13 protein-coding genes are annotated in these 17,100 nt (G+C 71.9%); 4 read left to right on the top strand and 9 right to left on the bottom strand.

What is annotated here, in order from left to right; genetic code table 11:
- Positions 1-17 precede the first annotated feature (17 nt).
- Positions 18-911: an alpha/beta hydrolase gene (locus tag AB0D85_RS13175; RefSeq protein ID WP_362318184.1), complete on the top strand. Its 894-nt coding sequence runs from the start codon at positions 18-20 to the stop codon at positions 909-911.
- Positions 912-918: 7 nt separating this feature from the next.
- Here AB0D85_RS13175 and fxsT read toward each other — a convergent pair whose 3' ends face one another.
- From fxsT to AB0D85_RS13135, 8 genes are all read right to left on the bottom strand, one after another.
- Entirely contained in the window at positions 919-4,968 is a 4,050-nt protein-coding gene (fxsT, locus tag AB0D85_RS13170) for an FxSxx-COOH system tetratricopeptide repeat protein (RefSeq protein ID WP_362318181.1), read from the bottom strand.
- A complete protein-coding gene (locus tag AB0D85_RS13165; protein WP_362318178.1) occupies positions 4,958-6,265 on the bottom strand; it encodes a TIR-like protein FxsC in 1,308 nt (435 codons plus the stop codon). Before AB0D85_RS13165 ends, fxsT begins: the two co-directional genes overlap by 11 nt.
- Before the next feature lie 112 nt (positions 6,266-6,377).
- Positions 6,378-7,172 (bottom strand): AAC(3) family N-acetyltransferase, encoded by a 795-nt coding sequence (locus tag AB0D85_RS13160; protein ID WP_362318175.1) that lies wholly within the window; start codon positions 7,170-7,172, stop codon positions 6,378-6,380.
- Positions 7,169-9,310 carry an FxsB family cyclophane-forming radical SAM/SPASM peptide maturase gene (locus AB0D85_RS13155; protein ID WP_362318172.1) on the bottom strand — a complete coding sequence of 714 codons (2,142 nt, stop codon included), beginning with the start codon at positions 9,308-9,310 and terminating at the stop codon, positions 7,169-7,171. Before AB0D85_RS13155 ends, AB0D85_RS13160 begins: the two co-directional genes overlap by 4 nt.
- A gap of 455 nt (positions 9,311-9,765) precedes the next feature.
- Entirely contained in the window at positions 9,766-10,221 is a 456-nt protein-coding gene (locus AB0D85_RS13150; RefSeq protein ID WP_362318169.1) for a MaoC family dehydratase, read from the bottom strand.
- Positions 10,222-10,235: 14 nt separating this feature from the next.
- The gene (locus AB0D85_RS13145) at positions 10,236-11,741 is read right to left on the bottom strand and encodes a long-chain fatty acid--CoA ligase (protein WP_362318166.1); all 1,506 of its coding nucleotides are present in this window, start codon (positions 11,739-11,741) and stop codon (positions 10,236-10,238) included.
- 10 nt (positions 11,742-11,751) lie between these two features.
- Positions 11,752-12,627: an amidohydrolase family protein gene (locus tag AB0D85_RS13140; RefSeq protein WP_362319239.1), complete on the bottom strand. Its 876-nt coding sequence runs from the start codon at positions 12,625-12,627 to the stop codon at positions 11,752-11,754.
- Complete coding sequence (locus tag AB0D85_RS13135; protein WP_362318163.1) at positions 12,627-13,544, bottom strand: SDR family oxidoreductase; 918 nt, start codon at positions 13,542-13,544, stop codon at positions 12,627-12,629. The genes AB0D85_RS13140 and AB0D85_RS13135 overlap by 1 nt, the downstream gene beginning before the upstream one ends.
- A gap of 187 nt (positions 13,545-13,731) precedes the next feature.
- On the opposite strand from AB0D85_RS13135, the gene AB0D85_RS13130 reads away from it, so the two are divergent.
- From AB0D85_RS13130 to AB0D85_RS13120, 3 genes are read left to right on the top strand one after another with little or no spacing between them, the layout of a single operon-like run.
- A complete protein-coding gene (locus tag AB0D85_RS13130; RefSeq protein ID WP_362319236.1) occupies positions 13,732-14,151 on the top strand; it encodes a MarR family transcriptional regulator in 420 nt (139 codons plus the stop codon).
- The gene (locus AB0D85_RS13125; protein ID WP_362318160.1) at positions 14,148-14,918 is read left to right on the top strand and encodes an IclR family transcriptional regulator; all 771 of its coding nucleotides are present in this window, start codon (positions 14,148-14,150) and stop codon (positions 14,916-14,918) included. The genes AB0D85_RS13130 and AB0D85_RS13125 overlap by 4 nt, the downstream gene beginning before the upstream one ends.
- A gap of 9 nt (positions 14,919-14,927) precedes the next feature.
- Complete coding sequence (locus AB0D85_RS13120) at positions 14,928-16,316, top strand: lanthionine synthetase LanC family protein (protein WP_362318157.1); 1,389 nt, start codon at positions 14,928-14,930, stop codon at positions 16,314-16,316.
- On the opposite strand, the gene AB0D85_RS13115 is transcribed toward AB0D85_RS13120, so the two are convergent.
- Entirely contained in the window at positions 16,241-17,053 is an 813-nt protein-coding gene (locus AB0D85_RS13115) for a hypothetical protein (protein WP_362318154.1), read from the bottom strand. The genes AB0D85_RS13120 and AB0D85_RS13115 overlap by 76 nt on opposite strands.
- Between the last annotated feature and the right edge of the window lie 47 nt (positions 17,054-17,100).

Raw genomic sequence — 17,100 nt, 5'->3', positions numbered from 1 at the left:
CTTCGAGGAGGCCGCGGATGCGTACCGAGGTGTACAGCGGTGACGGTCGGCGATTAGAGGTGGAGGTGTCCGGCGATCCGCATGGATCGCCGGTCTTCCTGCTGCACGGCACGCCCGGCAGCCGGCTCGGCCCCGCGCCCCGGCCGATGCTGCTGTACCACCAGCGGGTCCGCCTGATCACCTACGACCGTCCCGGCTACGGCCGTTCCGACCGGCTGGCGGGCCGTCAGGTCGCCCATGTGTCCACGGACGTCGCCGCCATCGCGGACGCCCTCGGCATCGAGCGGTTCGCCGTGGTGGGCCGCTCCGGCGGCGGCCCGCACGCCCTGGCCTGCGCGGCGCTGCTGCCGGACCGGGTGACCCGGGTCGCGGTGCTGGTGAGCCTCGCTCCGCGCGACGCCGACGGGCTGGACTGGTTCGCCGGGATGGCCGCCTCCAACGTCCACGAGTACCTCCAGGCGCTCGCCGGCCCCGAGCAGCTGGCCGCCAGCCTCCGCAAGCGGTCCGTCGCCATCCGCACCGACCCGCGCAAGCTGCTCACCCAACTGCGGTGGGAGCTCACCGAGTCGGACCTGCGGGTGGTCGCCGACGCCGGTATCCGGGCCATGCTGCTGCGCAACTACCGTGAGGCGCTGAGCGTGTCCGCCGACGGCTGGGTCGACGACGCGCTGTCCTTCTGCACCCCCTGGGGCTTCTCGCTCGCCGACATCTCCGTGCCCGTGCTCCTCTGGCACGGCGAACAGGACGTGTTCGCACCGGCCAGCCACACCCGATGGCTGGCCGAACGCATTCCCGGCGGCAGGGCCGTACTGCACCCGCGGGCTGCGCACTTCGCGTCGCTGCGGGTGCTGCCGGACGTCGTGACCTGGCTGCTGGGCGGGCGCGGCCGGCTGGCCGCCGACCGTATCTGACGGCCCCTCACACCAGGGGCGGCTCCAGGTCCCGGTGGATCCGCTTGCCCTCCCGTACCGTCACGGTGTGCGGATGCTCCTCCCCCAGCAGCCGCTCCAGGTCCGCCTGCGCGCTCTCCTGCAGCTGGTCCGCCTCCGGGATCCGGCGCAGGGCGCGCAGGGTCACCGCCAGATTGGCGCGCGAGACGACGGTGTCCGGATGCTTGTACCCGAGGGCCGCCTGGAACCCGGCGACGGCGAGCCGCTCCAGCTCCTCCGCCCGGCGCAGCTCGTCCAGTTCGGCGAGCGTGTTGGCCAGGTTCACCGCGCAGGCCAGCGTGTAGGGGTGGCCGTCGCCCAGCACCTTGCGCAGCACGCCGAGGTTGCGCTCCAGCAGCATGCGGGCCTGGTCCGCCTCGCCGGAACCCCGCAGGAAGATCCCGCAGTTGTTCACCGCCGCCAGCGTCGCCGGATGCAGCTCGCCGGGTGCTATGCGGTACTGCCGCACGATGTCCTGGGCCAGGGCGAGGGCCTCGTCCCGGGCGCCGGTCGCATACAGGTCCGTCGCGTAGTTGAGGGTGCAGTCCAGCACGTCCGGGGTGGTCGGCGGGGTCTCCCGGCGCCGGTAGTGCTCGCGGGTCTGCAGGGTCAGCGCCCGCGCCTCCTCCACGACCCCGGCCTTGCGCAGCGAGACGGCGAGGCTCTTCGCGTTGCGCAGGGTCTCCGGGTACACCTCGCCGAAGAGTTCCTTGTACGACTCGTAGCTGCTGCGCAGCAGGGAGATCGAGGCGTCGTACTCGCCGGTCTCGCGCAGGTCGCGGCCCAGGTTGGTGATGCTGATCAGGGTGTGCGGGTGCTGGGCGCCCAGGTCGTTGCGGCGGCGGTCGTAGATCTCCTGGTCGACGTCGCGTGCCTCGTTGAAGCGGCCGAGCAGGCGCAGGCAGACGGCCCGGTTGTTGTTGGCGCTGAGGGTGCGCGGATGGTCCTCGCCGAAGCTCTCGTTGAAGCCCTGGTAGGCCTCGGTGGCCATGTCCAGGGCGTCGTTGAACCGCCCGATGCTGCCGAGGTCCGTGGCCAGGCCGCTGGCGGTCATGAGGATGTGCGGGTGTCCGGAGGTCAGCAGCGAGCGCTGGCTGGCCAGGGTGTCGGAGCCCAGTTCGGCCGCCTCCACGTACTTGCCGAGGGAGCGCAGCACGTTGGCGATGTGGAACTGCAGGTACAGCAGCTGGATCTGGAGGTTGGTGAGGTAGCGCCGTTCCTCGGGAAGGGTGCGCGGTGGCCGGCCGTCGTCCGGCACCGGCCGGCTCACCTGCGTGCCGCCGGCCTCCGTGAGTTCCGCGACGCGTTCGCGGCTGGTCCTCAACTGCCCTTCCCAGAGCGTGCGCAGGCCTCCGGCGAAGGCGAGGGCGGCGTTCAGGTCGCCGCGCTTCCACAGGTAGCGGACGCGGTCGAGCAGGAGCTGGCGGGTCTCGGGTTCGTCGCAGGTGCTGGCCTCGGAGGCGTCGAGGTGCGGCCAGATGGCGGCGAAGACGGGCTGGTTCTCCGGGTCGTCGATGGGTTCCTCGCCGGTGGGCCGGGCGCCGGCGAGGATGCGGTGCACGACGTGCTGGGCCTCCAGCTGTTCCACGGGGGTCAGCTGGGACCGGATCACGGCCTGTACGAGCCGGTGCACCTGGATCGAGCCCGGGGAGCGGTCCACCTTGGCGAGCGCGAACCGGCCGATCTCCCGGATGATCCGGCCGAGGACCATCTTCTCCTGGAGGGAGGGGTCCTCGGCGGCCAGGACGCGGATCATCTCGTCGCCGTAGAGGAGTTTCATGGAGATGGGTTCGGCGGCGAAGAACGCGCACAGCTGCAGCAGCCGTACGGCGGCCGGAGAGCGTTCCTTGAGGCGTTCGATGGAGACGTTCCAGGTGGCGCCGACCGGCTCGGGATAGTTGGCGGGCTGGCTGAACGACAGGACGCGCTCGGCCTGTTCGCCGAGTTCCGCCAGGTACTCGTCGACCGGCGTGCCGGTCTCGGCCAGCCAGGCCCCCGCCTGTTCCAGGGCCAGGGGCAGGTCGCCCACGGCCTCGGCGACCCGGTCGGCGGCGTCGGGGGTGAGGTCGGCGGCCCTGCGCAGCAGGTGCTCGATGCTCTCCTCGCGCAGGAACAGGTCGATCTCCAGGGCCTCGCCGTACTGCAGCCAGGTCTGGTTGCGGGAGGTCACCAGGACGTGGCCGTTGCCACCGGGGAAGTACCGGCTGACCTCCTGCGGTTCGTCGGCGTTGTCGAAGACCAGCAGCCAGCGCAGGGTCGGGCTGGACTGACGCAGATGGTCCCGCACCTCCTGTGCGGCCTGCGCCGCGTCGTCGCCGACCCGCAGCCCCAGTTTGGGCGCGAGGTCGGCCAGCGCGGAGACGATGAGTTCGCTCTGTTCTGAGGGGATCCACCACACCAGGTCGTAGTCGGCGGCGAACCGGTGGACGTACTCCAGCGCGATCTGGGTCTTGCCGACACCGCCGAGGCCGTAGAGCGCGTAGGCCGTGGAGGAGGTGCCGGAGCCGCTGCTGCCGAGGTCGTCGCGGATGTGTTCCAGCAGGGCGCTGCGGCCGGTGAAGGTGGCGTTGCGCGGGGAGGCGTTCCAGATCCTGGGGACGGTGTCCGGGAAGCGGGCGTCGGGGGTGATGCTGTCGTCGGAGAGCTCGACCGGCAGCGGCGGTTTGCCGAGGGCCCGCAGCAGGGCGGAGGCGGCGTTCTTCTCGTTGGTGCGCACCAGGTCGACGGAGGACCACTCGCCGAACGCCGGCGTCGGCCGGAAGTCGCCGACCCGGACCGCCACGACCTGGCGGCGTCCGGTGGGGTCGTTGCCGGTGGCCGTCTCCCACACCTGGCGGGCGCGCGCGGACCGCTGGTAGGCCGGGGAGATCACGACGACGGTGCGGTCCGCGGGCCGCTCGGCGCCGTCGCCCTCGCAGCCGACGTACCGGGGAATGACCCGGAACCCGGCCCGCGACAGCAGCACCCCGATCCAGTCGGCCCACATGCGGTCCTCGGCGACATAGCTCAGGTGCAGGTCGGCGGGGAGCGAGGAGCGGGTGCGGGTGAAGCGGCGCTTGATGCCGAGCCGTACGTCCTCGTCCATGCGCGGCAGCGTGGTGACGGCCTGGTCGCTGATCACGCTGGTGAGCCGTTCGAAGGCGGACAGCAGGGAGGTGGGGTTGCCGGCCTCGTCGCCGAAGGTGGCCAGCGTCTCCTCGTAGGCGTAGTAGGGCCGGTACGGCACTTCCACCGATCCCCAGTAGGAGGCGAGTTCGCCCTCGGCCATGCCGGAGGGGAACCCGTCGAACTTGGCCCGCGCGAGGGACCGGCCGGCGTCGGCCTTCTCCTTCTCTCCCTCGTCGATCCGCATCGGCACGGGCAGGATGCGGATACGGCGGCTGCGGAACCGGTCGTGGATGTCGCGGGCGACCGCGGCGGCGCCGTCGATGCTCTGGTCGCTGAGGGTGAAGCAGTCGACGAGCAGGTCGGGCAGATGGGCGGTGCAGATGTCGGCGATGTCGGAGAGTCCGGTACGGCTGTCGACGAGGACGTAGTCGTAGTTGCGCCGCATGTCCTCGCGCAGCGCGTCGAAGAACAGGCCGCCGCCGAGCCGGTCGTAGAAGTTGTCCCAGTCGAAGGTGGAGACGATCGCCGAGTAGTCGCGGTTCTGCCGGCCCGCGGTGACCAGGTCGAGGGTGCCGGGCTCGGGGAACGGCCACTCCACGGACACGGCGTGGCGCTGGATGCGGGCGTACTCGCGGTGCCAGTCCTCGGGGCGATCTTCGTCGCCGTCGTCGCCGGTGGCCGCCCAGGCGTACTCGGTGAGCAGGTCGATGACACCGGTGGTGGCGCCGACCGTGGCCGGGTCGAGGAACGGATGGAAGAAGCGGTGCAGTCCGGGCGCCTCCAGGTCCCAGTCGACGGCGAGGACGCGTTTGCCGTTGGCGGCGAGGATCCAGGCGGCGTTGGCGAGGGCCATCGTGCGCCCGGTGCCGCCCTTGTACGAGTAGAACGTCACGATGCGGCCTGCGCGGCCGTCCTGCTCCTCAAGGCTCATCGCGGTCTTCCTCCCCGGCGTCCCGGCAGTGTCCGTGCTGGTCGGTGTGCTGGTCGGCTGTCATGGCCGTGCCCCCGGCGCCCAGCCGGAAGCGTGGCGGGCTCTCCCCGGGCGGTGTCCGGGGGGTGGCCGTCTTCAGGTACTCGGTCGCGGCCCACTGCATGACGCGCGGCAGGTGTTCGCCCAGGGCCCGGTGGTCAGGGCCCATCACGACCGGGCGGCGGGCCTGCCGCTGGCGGCGGGTGCGCTCCGGCAGGACGGCCTCCACCTCGGCGGCCACCTCGTGTTCGGCGACGGCGTCGGGGTCGGCCCCGTTCCACGGCACGACCACGCCGGTCGCCCCCGCGCCGCGGGCGTCGAACTCGCCCAGTCTGGTGCGGTGTTCGGGATCGCGCAGCAGCCGGCGGTCGAGGAGCAGGACCTCCGGCCCCTCGGCGGGAGCGCGCTCATGGTCGAACTCCATGACGTCGGGCCGGAATTCGAGGCGGGCCGCGATCTCGGACGCCAGCTTGCCGACCGGATACGGGTAGGCCGGGTGGAACGGCCGCCAGTCCAGCGGGGTGGGGCCGTAGTGGGCGGGGCCGGCGCCGTCGGGCAGCCGCGCGTGCGAACCGGCCGCCACACTGATCCGCAGCCCGCGCCCGGTCGCCGAACGCACCGCCGTGCGGGGCGCGAAGGCGTCGTGCGCGGAGTCCAGGGACTCCGGATCGCCCCGTTCGGCGACGATGTTCTCTCCCACCTCGACGATCCGCTGGGCCAGCAGCAGTACGGCCTTCTGGTAGTCGCTGCGGAACGAGCTCAGCTTGGCCAGTCCGTACAGCCCGAACCGCTTGTAGCGTTCGGTGTGTTCGGGTCCGTAGTACTGCAGGTCCTGCACGCACTCGGGCATCCGGTGCTCGGGGACGGGAGCCCACACTGCGGGTACGACAGCGGTGGGCCGGCCGCGCAGGTCGGATATCCGGCTGCGGTCCCGGAGCTGGTCCGGTCTCAGGTACCGGGCCTGCCGCTGGCCGAAAACGGTCCACTCCCTGCCACACCAGGGGCTGATGAAATAGCGCGGGGAGTACAGCGGGACGAACACCCGGCACGACGTGAGCGAATCGGCGAGTTCCTGGCTCCAGATCTGTCCCGCGCGCATGGTCCGGTCCATGAAACCGGCCGAGCCGGCGGGCACCGTGGTCATGTTCCGGATGTGCACGCACAGATCACGGAAGAGTCGGTGCACCCAGAGATCCGGGTCGGTCTCGTCGGAGCCGTCTCGCGGCACATGCGCGTAACTGAGAAAGAAATAGGGCACGGTGGCGTCCGCCCCCGTCGGTTCCAACGGCTCCACAGGATCCCCCGATCCCCCGCCCCGTCGTCCGGGGCGCGGACACTCAGTGTAAGAACCGTGCGGCGTTTTGTGACGGCTAGCGGAAAACCCCGTACAAGCGATTTTCGGACAGCCAGCCGACGGCGAACCGTACGGCCGCCGCGAGCGGGAACAGCCGTGCCTCGCCGGCACCCGCCCGCCCGCGCCCGACGACCGGCACCTCCCGCTCGAAGTCCGCTCCCAGGGCGGCGAAGTCACGGTCGTCGAGGCCGACGTCCTTGTACGACATCCAGGTGCGTCTCCCGTCCCGCAGCACCACGCACCGGTACTCCCGGCTCGGCGGCTCGGCGACCCGGTACTCGGCGAGATGGAAGGCGCTGCACACCTCGTAGCCCACTCCGAGCAGCAGCACCTGCGCCCCCGCCCGCTCCAGCCGCGCGAGCGGTGACCGCTCCCCCAGGTGGCACTCCTCGTCGTGCCCGCCCGTCAGGTCCCGTGCCCGGGCGCCGAGGGCCGCGAACGAGGTCTGCGGATGCGCGCTGCGCACGGCCCCCGCGGCGCACCGCACGGCCTCGGCCAGCCGCCCCATGCCCTCGGAGGGGGTCCGGTCCCGTTCGAAGGGCGGCATCTGCGAGCGGTAGGAGGCCAGTTGACGTTCCGTCATGTCGCGAGTGCGGCTCAGGTACGACGGTGAGGTGTCGGAGTTGCCGGCGGTGAAGGTCGGCACGACGACCGTACCGTCGGGTCCGAGGACTTCGAGCAGCGCGGCGAGGACCGTCTCGGGGCCGGCGCCCAGGTGGCGCAGGGAGGCATGGACGAGCAGGGTCGCTCCGGGGCGGACGCCGAGTTCCGCGAGGTCCTCGGCGAGTGTGCCGGCGTCGCCGCCCTTCACAGTGACCGCCCGATGCCCTCGACGAACCGCCGCCCGAGGGCGGTCAGCGAGGCGGAGTCCGACAGCTCCCGCCACTGTGCCCGGGTGCGGGCGGCCGAGGAGGGGTCGTCGTACAGGGCGTCGGTGGCGGCGCGGGCGTAGGTGTCGGCGAGGAGTGCTCCGGTCGGCGCGTCGTCCTCGTCGTACAGTTCGCATTCGTCGAGCAGGACGTCCAGGATGCCGAGCCGGAATCCACGCACCAGGTCGGCGGCGGCGCGGACGGGCTCGGGGTCGCGGGGTGCGAGGTGCAGGCCGAGGGCGGCGAAGCCGCCTCCGGCGGAGGTGGTGCCGGGTCCGGGCGGGGCGCCGAGCGGGGTCAGCGCGCGCAGCCCGGCCGACATTCCGGCAGCGGTTCCCGGCAGCGCACCGGCAATCAACTCCCATGCCTGTACGAGCACTTGACGCCAGAGCGCGACCTCGTCGTCCGTCAGCCGCGGCAGGACGGGGGCGGCGAAGGTGTCCCGGTGCGGGTCGATGTCGTCGAGGACGACGTCGATCTCCCCGAACGGCAGCCGGCGCAGCGGCTCCCAGCGGGCGCTCCGCAGGGCGTCGGCGGTCAACTCGACTCTCTGGTCGGCGGTCTCGACGCGCAGGCGCCCCACCCCGGGGAGCTGGGCGAAGCCGTCGGCGACCGGTACCTCGACCGAGGCGACCGCGCCGACGGGCAGGGCCGCGGCGGCCACCAGCGAGGCCAGGTGGTCGGGAGAGGCCGCGGCATCGAGACAGCGCACGGCCCAGGGGCGGGTGTAGGGGTGCGACAGGAAGGAGGTGAGCACACGCTCGTCGCGCAGCTGGAGGTCGAGGGCGAGCTGCCAGGCCGGCTCCCACAACTTCCCCGCGGGACGCGCGAATTCGGTGTTGAGCTCTTTCAGCAGGCCCAGGGTGACGTGCTGCCGGACCTCGGCCAGGGCCCGTACCGCGGTGCCGTCGTCGGTGCCGTCGGCCAGGGCGTCGAAGCCGTCGACCGGGCGGCCGGCGTCGACTCCGGTGCGCGTGCCCAGCGACTCGACGAGCCGTTTCAGATCGGCACAGTAGACCGACGGGTTGTCGAATCCGCTGCCGTCGCCGCGGTAGCGGTGCGCGAAGAGGCCGCCGCCGCAGGAGCGGACCACAGGGCAGCCTCGGCACTGGGCGGACAGGTCGTCGAGTCCGTGCTGGCGTGCGGTCATGCCGGGGTGCCGGGAGACCTCGTCGAGGGAGTGCCGGAAGACGTCCCGGCCGGTGACCGGCGCGCCGTCGTACGCGGTCTTGAGGGAGTCAGCCTGCTCATAGCTGCCGTCGGTCTCGACCACGACGACGTCGGCCGACTCCAGGCCCATCGACTCGGTCCGGGCCGGGCCGCCGCCGAGGGTGCTGATCACCGAGTCGAAGAGGCGTACCGGGACCGGGCAGCCCTGCTCGGTCCACCGGTCGTGGACCGCCAGCAGCCAGTCGGCGTACGGGGTGACCGTGCCCTGCGGACGTGGCGGCGGGGTGTCCCAGGTGGCGTGCGGGAGGAGGAAGTCGATGCGCGGCGGCCGCAGCCCGGCGAGCGTGTCATAGACGGCGACGGGGTCGTTGCGCACGTCGACCGTGCAGAGGATGCCCGCGAAGAGGTGCCGGTAGCGGTCCTGCTGGAGGCGGGCGATCGCCGCGAGCACCTGGTCGTAGCTGCTGCGGCCGTCGCGGTGGAGGCGGTAGCGGTCGTTGGCCGCGCGGTCGCCGTCGAGGGAGATCCCGACCCGGACGTCGTACTCGGCGAACAGGTCGAGGTAACGCTCCGTGAGCTGGAGGCCGTTGGTGTGGATGCGCAGATCCAGGTCGGCGATGCCGTGCAGCGCGTCGCGCAGCTGCTCGCAGACGAACCGTAAGCGCGCCGGACCAGCCAGCAAGGGCTCGCCTCCGTGCAGGATGACCTGTACGGAGGCGAGTCCGTGAGCCTTCGCGTGCTCCGCCAGTCGCAGCGCCGTCCGGGAGACGATCTCCTCGGAGATCACCCGGGGCCTGGACGTCCAGCTCTGGTCGGCATGCTCATAGACATAGCAATGGCGGCATGCGAGATCGCACCGGCTGTGCACCTTCAGCACCAGCTGGCGCAGCGGGACGACGGGCCCGGTCATCACGGGGTGTCGGGCGACTTCGGCGGATGTGGCTTCAGATGGATGACTGGAAGGTCACCCCTGCCCCTCTGGCTGCCTGGGTGGACGAAAGGGCTCGGCGCACTCCTCGGACGCTCTTCGGGTCGGACGGAGTGTCAAGACGCAGCGTGGCCTTGGGAGACCCGGCGGCGACCATCGACTGTACAGTCGTTGCTGCAGTGGTTCTTGCTGGAATGGTCACGGCGTTCCCTAAGTGGGCATCAAGTGGGGCGTGGGGCACTGGCCTTCGCTGACATGGAAATCTGACGAAGGTCACTGTGAGAAAGGTACAGCCAGCCAGACTGTCCCGCGCGACGGTTGCCCCCCGCATTTTTCTTTTCGCAGCTCACCCGGCCTGTGAAAGGTGAGGCGCCTGCGCCCGAGCGGGTGAAGAGGGACCACCGGCGGCTTGACCGCACCCGTCCTGACCGCACCGGTCAGGCGTAGAACCGCGACAGACTCTGCAAAACCGCCGCAGGCTTCGTCGCGCCCTCGATCTCGATCGTCCCGTCGACGGCGATCTGCACCCCGCCGGGCACCTCCTCGACCTCCGCCAGCCGGCCGGACAGCCGGATGCGGGAGCCGGCCTTCACCGGGGACGGGAAACGGACCTTGTTCAGGCCGTAGTTGACCTTCGTGGTGACCCCCTGGACGTCCAGCAGTTCGGTGAAGAGCGGGATGAACAGCGACAGCGTGAGGTAGCCGTGGGCGATCGGGGCGCCGAAGGGACCCTCGGCCGCGCGCTCCGGATCGACGTGGATCCACTGGTGGTCGCCGGTCGCGTCGGCGAAGGTGTTGATCCGGTCCTGGGTGACCTCGATCCAGTCGCTGGTGCCCAGGTCGCTGCCCGCGAGCTTCTTCAGTTCGTCGAGGCCGTTGACGGTGACGCTCATGTCGCTTTTCCTGCCTAGGAGTTGGAGCCGTAGCGCTTGCGCACACGGGACTTGAGGAGTTTTCCGGAGGCGGTGCGCGGGAGTTCGTCCGCGAGCACCACCGACTTGGGGAGCTTGTACTTGGCGAGCCGCCCGGCCAGCGAGGCCAGCACCTCGTCGGGGTCGAGCGCGGCGCCCTCGCGGGGGACGACCACCGCGCGCGGCACCTCGCCCCACTTGTCGTCCGGTACGCCGATGACCGCGCACTCGACGATGTCGGGGTGGGCGAGGAGCAGGTCCTCGATCTCGGCGGGGTAGATGTTCTCGCCGCCGGAGATGATCATGTCCTTGAGGCGGTCGACGATGAAGACGTAGCCGTCCTCGTCGACCCGGGCCGCGTCCCCGCTGCGGAACCAGCCGTCGGCGAAGGAGGCCGCGGTCTCCTCGGGCAGTCCCCAGTAGCCGGGCATGACATGGGGTCCGCGGACGACCACCTCGCCGGGCTCGCCGACGTCGACCGGGGTGAGGTCGGGCCGTACCACCCGTACGTCGCTGAAGAAGTGCGGTACGCCCGCCGAGCCCGCCTTGCCGGTCGCGTGCTCGGCGTCGAGGAAGAGGGTGCCGGGCGAGGCCTCGGTCATGCCGTAGCCCTGGAGGAAGGTCAGTCCCCGTTCCTGGTAGGCCGCGATCAGCGGGGTGGGGACCGGGGAGCCGCCGCAGGTGAGGATGCGGAGGGAGGAGAGGTCGGCGGCCGGCCAGCGGGGGTGCCGGGCCACCTGGTCGAACATCGTCGGTACGCCGAACATGAAGGTGATCCGGTGGCGTTCGATCAGGTCGAAGGTCGCTTCCGGGTCGAAGGCCTCCACCAGGACGCAGGTGCCGCCCTTCAGCAGGACCGGCAGGGTGAGCATGTTGAGGCCCGCCGTGTGGAACAACGGGGCGGAGACCAGGGCGCGTTCGTCGGCGATCAGATCGGTGTCGACGAGGACGTTGAGCGCGTTCCAGGTCAGGTTGCCGTGCGTGAGCATCGCGCCCTTGGGGCGGCCGGTCGTCCCCGAGGTGTACATGATGATGCAGGTGTCGTCGGGGGCGACGGGTTCGTCGATCGGGTCGTCCGCCGCTGCCGCCAGCAGCTCCTCGTACTCGGCGCCCACTTCGACATAGGTCCGGACGTCGCTGGTGCCGGGGAGCCCGGCGACCAGACCGGCGTGCGCGGGGGCGTACAGGAGCGCCTTGGCGCCGGAGTCGGTGAGCTGGTAGGCGATCTCGGGGCCCGCCAGGCGGGTGTTCAGCGGGACGAAGACCGCGCCCAGGGTGCCGGCCGCGAACAGGGTCTCCAGGTAGGCGGGGTGGTTGGGGCCGAGGTAGGCGATGCGGTCACCACGGCGGATGCCCCGGGCGCGCAGGGCGTGGGCCAGGCGCGTGGTGCGGGTGTACAACGTGCGGTAGTCGGTCGACCGGTCACCGAATACCAGCGCCGTTCGGTGCGGGGTCTTGCGGGCCCGGCGTGCGGGCCACGAGCCCAGTCCCTCGTTGCGCATCTGCGGCCCCTTATGGCTTGGTCAGCCCGAGCAGACGGGCGGCGTTCTCCTTGAGGATCTTCGGCCGGACCTCGTCCTTGATCGGCAGGTTCGCGAAGTCGGCGAGCCACCGGTCGGGGGTGAGGACGGGGAAGTCGGAGCCGAACAGGACCTTGTCCTTCAGCAGCGTGTTGGCGTACTGCACCAGCTGCGGCGGGAAGTACTTCGGCGACCAGCCGGACAGGTCGATGTGCACGCCCGGCTTGTGGGTGGCGACGGCGAGGGCCTCGTCCTGCCAGGGGAAGGAGGGGTGCGCCAGGATGATCTTCAGCTGGGGGAAGTCGGCGGCCACGTCGTCCACGTGCAGCGGGTTCGAGTACTTGAGGCGGATACCGCCCCCGCCCGGGACCCCGGCGCCGATGCCCGTCTGGCCGGTGTGGAAGAGGGCGATGGCGCCCGTCTCCTCGATCACCTCGTAGAGGCCGTACGCCACCGCGCGGTCGTTCGGGAAGAAGCCCTGGATGCTGGGGTGGAACTTGAAGCCCTTCACCCCGTACTCCTCGACCAGGCGGCGGGCCTGCCTGATACCGGCCCTGCCGCGGAAGGGGTCGATGGAGGCGAAGGGGATCAGTACGTCGGAGTTGGCGGCCGCGGCCTCGGCGACCTCCTCGTTGGGGACGGGCGCGGTGCCGGTCGCGGACTCGGCGTCCACCGTGAAGATCACGGCGGCCATGTTCCGCTCGCGGTAGTAGGCGGCGGTCTCCTCGATGGTCGGCTTCCGCTTGCCCTCGATCTTGAAGTAGGCGGAGGACGCGTCGTGCAGGTCCTCGTCGAGGGAGGAGTGGCCCTGGGAGGAGACCTCGGCGTGCGTGTGGACGTCGATCGCGGTGAGTGCCTCGATGTCCATCATGCCTCCGGGAGCTTGGGCGCGGGGATGCCCACGGTCTGGAGTTCGGCGCCGACCGAGGTGGGGAAGGCGTCGGCCAGGGTGTCCGGGGTCCAGCCGCCGTCGGCGTAGGCCGCCCGGATCTCCTGGGGGTGCGACCAGAGTGCCACCTTGTCGCCGCCGATGCCGATGGCCTGGCCGGTGATTCCCCGGGCGGCCTCGGAGGCGAGGAAGGGGACGACGGCCGCGCAGTCCTCGGGGGTGCCGAAGCCCTCGCCCTTGCGCAGGAAGTCCGGGAGCGGGTCGCCGTTGCGCATCGCCTCGATGTAGGGGGCGAAGGCGGGGATGGTCTCGGTCATCGCGGTGGCGGCCACCGGGACGATCGCGTTGACCGTGATGCCCGCCCGGCCCAGCTCCATCGACCAGGTGCGGGCCATGGCGGCGATGCCGGCCTTGGCGGCGGCGTAGTTGGTCTGGCCGAAGTTGCCGCGCTGGCCGGCCGGGGAGCCGACCAGGACGAGCGTCCCTCCCTCGCCCTGCTCGCGCATCCGTACGGCGGCGGCGCGGGCGCAGGTGAAGGTGCCCTTGAGGTGGGTGGTGACGACCGCGTCGAAGTCGTCGTCGGTCATCTTCCACAGCACCTTGTCGCGCAGGATGCCGGCGTTGGTGACCAGGATGTCGAGGCGGCCGAACTCCTCCACCGCGCGGTTCACGAGCCGCTCGGCGGCCTCGCTCGTGCCGACCGGGACGACCTCGGCGACGGCCGTGCCGCCGGCCTCGGTGATGGACTTCACGGCCGCCTCGGCCACCGCCTCGTCCACGTCGTTGACGACCACGGACGCGCCGTGGGCGGCCAGGGCGTGGGCATAGGCGAGGCCGAGACCCCGGCCGCTGCCGGTGACGACGGCGACCTTGCCGGTGAGATCGATGCTGGGCACGGGTGGGTCCCTTTCGCATGGGGTGCGGCTTCGAGATCGAAGCTAAGAGCAATAATTGTTGACGTCAATAGTTGTTGGTGACCTATGGGTGCGTCATGCTGGAATCACCAGGACGCATCGAGCCAGGGAGTCAGCCATCACACGCCAGCACGCCACCCCCAAGACCATCGACGCGGACGAGCCGTGGATGCGCGGGCTGCACGCGGACACGGGTTACCTGCTGTACCGCCTGGGCCTGCGCTCCGGGCAGTTCTTCAACACGTTCCTGCAGGAGTCCGGGCTGCGGCTGCGCCACTACGCGGTGCTGCGTTTCCTCGCCGGCTCGGAGGGCGCGCTCCAGCGGGAGCTGAGCACCCGGCTCGGCTACGACCCGAGCGCGATCGTCGGCCTGGTCGACGACCTGGAGAAGCTGGGCTTCGCCGAGCGGCGCCCCTCCCCCGACGACCGCCGCAGCCGGATCGTGGTGCTGACCGAGGCCGGCCGGGCGTTCCTGCGGGACACCGACGAGGCGGGCCAGCGGGTGACGAACGACCTGCTGGGCCCGCTCGACCCCGCCGAGCGCCAGACGCTGCACGCCCTGCTGCTGCGCGTCGCCGACCAGCCATGACCGCCGCCGCCCGGTCCGCCCACGACCGGCTGCTCGCGGTGCTGGCCGCGTTCGACCACGGGCATCCGGCGCTGAGCCTCACCGACATCAGCCGCCGCGCCGGGCTCTCCCTGAGCACCGCGCACCGGCTGGTCGGCGCGCTCACCGCGTGGGGCGCGCTGGAGCGGGACACGGACGGCCTCTACCACGTGGGGCTGCGGCTCTGGGAGCTGGCCGCGCTGGCACCGCGCGGTCTCGCCCTGCGCCAGGTCGCGCTGCCGTACCTGGAGGATCTGTACGAAGCGACGCACGAAAACGTGCAGTTGGCGGTGCGCGACGGATCCGAGGTCGTCTACATCGAGTGGCTGTCGGGGCGTTCGGCGGTGGGCGTGCACATCCGGGTGGGCGCCCGCTGGCCGCTGCATGCGACGGGGGTGGGACTCGCGCTGCTGGCGCACGAGACGCCCGTCTTCCAACAGGACTACTGTGCCGGGCCGTTGTCGTCCTTCACGCCGTACACCATCACGGATCCGGCCCGGTTGCGCCGTTCGCTGGCCGAAGTGCGGCGCACGGGCGTGGCGGTGAGCAGCCGTCAGGTCACCGACGACGCGCTGTCGGTGGCGGCACCGGTGCGCGGGGCGACGGGGCAGGTGGCCGCGGCCGTCTCGGTGGTGGTACCCCAGGCCGACGCCCAGGTACCCACGCTGGTCCCGGCGGTGCGGCTGGCCGCGCGGGGGATCTCCCGGGCACTGGGCTGGCAGCCGGAGCGGACGGACCAGACCGGGTAGCGTGGCCGGGTGACGACGAGCGAGGTGTACCGGGAGCTGGGCGAGGCCGCCTGGTCGTGGGTGCTGGACCAGGTGCGGGAGGACGAGGGCCCCTGGCTGCCGGAAGAGGTGGCGCAGGACGGCCCGGACCCGGCCCCCGACGAGGACCGGGACTCGCTGTACGCGGGGATCGCGGGCCTGGCCCCGGTGCTGGCGGAGATCGCGCGGTACCGGCCGCTGAGCGAGCCGGAACAGGCCCTGGCCACCGGGATCGGGCACCGCCTCTCGGCACAGGCGCACATCACCACGGAACCCTCGCTCTACATCGGCCTCGCGGGCCATGCCACGGCACTGCGGCTCCTCGCCCCGGGGAGCGAGACGACCGTGCTGCGGCGGCTGGCCGAGCTGGCCGGCCCCGACGGCTGGCGGACCACCACAGCCTTCGTACCGGGTTCCGACGCACCCCTGACCGACATCATCATGGGCGTCGCGGGCGTGGTCATGACGGCCGTCTGGGCGGGCGGCGAGTACACGGAGCAGATCGCGACGACCGGCGGCGAGGCGCTGCTGCGGATGGCGGACCGCACGGAGGCGGGCCTGGACTGGGGGATCGCGCCGCACTCGGAGTCGCGGAGCCCGAACTACTCGCACGGTGCCGCCGGGGTCGCCGCAGCCCTGGCCGTGGCGGGCACGGCGCTGCGCCGCGAGGACTTCGTCACGGCCGCCGTGGAAGGAGCCCGGCATGTGCTGTCCGTGGGCTCGCTGGCGGAGGACGGCTTCATCGTCCCGCACACGATCCCGCCGTCGAAGCGGGAGGTGGAACCGGTCACGTACACCTGGTGCCACGGTCCGGCGGGCACCTCGCACCTGTTCGCGGCGCTCGCCCACGCGGGCGTGGCCGAGGTGGCCGGGCACGACGTCGGGGAACTGCGGCAGCGCTGCCTGACCTCGATCCTCACCTCGGGAGTTCCGCAGCGGCTGCGCCCCGGTTTCTGGGACAACGACGGCCGCTGCTGCGGGACGGCGGGTGTCGGGGACGTCCTCCTCGACGCGGCGCAGGACGGCGCGGGGACACCCAGGGCGGACACCTTGGTGGGCGCCGCCCTCCGCATGGGGGACGCACTGGTGGAGCGGGCGGTCAGGGACGGGGCCGGCGCCCGCTGGCGCTTCGTGGAGTACCGCATCGAGTCCCCGCTGCTGCCGCCGGGCACGTCGTGGATGCAGGGCGCGGCGGGCATCGCGGCGTACCTGCTGCGTCTGGCCCGGTACCTGGACACCGGTCCGGACGCGGTGGTCGTGGACCGGCCGGACCAGTGGTGGGCGGTGCCGGCGGGCGTCCGGGGTCAGTCGGGTGCCAGACAGGTTCCGGAGGCGAGCTTCCTGGCGGTCACGGACCCGGCCCGGGCCCGGAACTCGTAGCAGTCCCGCCCCAGCGGCCACTCGTTCGTCATCAGCCAGGCGTCGACCACCAGCCGGCCTGTCTCCGCGTACTTCCTCGTGGGTTCGACGCCCCGGCTGCGCCACACCGGGTCGTCGTACGCCGCCTCCGGTCCGCCGTGCGCGTAGGCGGAGCGCAGTGCGGCGACCACGTCGGCGGCCTCCTCGGCCGACAGCCGGGACGTCTCCTCGGACGCGCCGGCGCAGCCCTTGTCGGAGAGCTGCCGGACCGACACCGCCGGCGGCCTGACCCGGAACTCGTAGCAGCCGCTGACCTCGGTGTCGCCGAAAAAAACAGCCGGTGCGACGCCCGTGACCCAGGCGGTCACGATGACGGTGCTGCCCTGTCTGCGCACCCACGCGTGCGGCCGGTACGGGGCGCCGAGCATGTCCTGGTCGATCTCCGTGTAGAGCAGGGTGCCGTCCGCCGCGGACTTCCGCAGCCGGGACACGGACCCGGCCACGGAGGCCCGCAGGTCGGCGCGGGCCTGGCTCCGGTAGTGGGCGGGGCCGATGGCACCGAACCATGCCCAGGCGCCGACCACCATCAGCAGGGCGGTCACCAGCACGGCCAGGCAGCCGTTCCACAGACAGCCCACCGCCCCGCCCTTCCCGAGCGAACTCCCCCGGGCCGTCGGGTCCTCCGGTACGAGCGGGCGCGGCTCGCCCCGCCGTACGGTCCGCTCCTGCCGATGGTCCCGCAGTCCGTCGTCCCCCATGCCCCCAGGCTGCCCGCCGGCCCGACGGCGGACGGCACCCGTTTCCG

This window comes from Streptomyces sp. NPDC048277, assembly GCF_040652235.1.
Taxonomy (GTDB): Bacteria; Actinomycetota; Actinomycetes; order Streptomycetales; family Streptomycetaceae; genus Streptomyces.
Note: the sequence above shows the minus strand (reverse complement) of the source record. Positions and strands in the feature narration are given on the sequence as shown.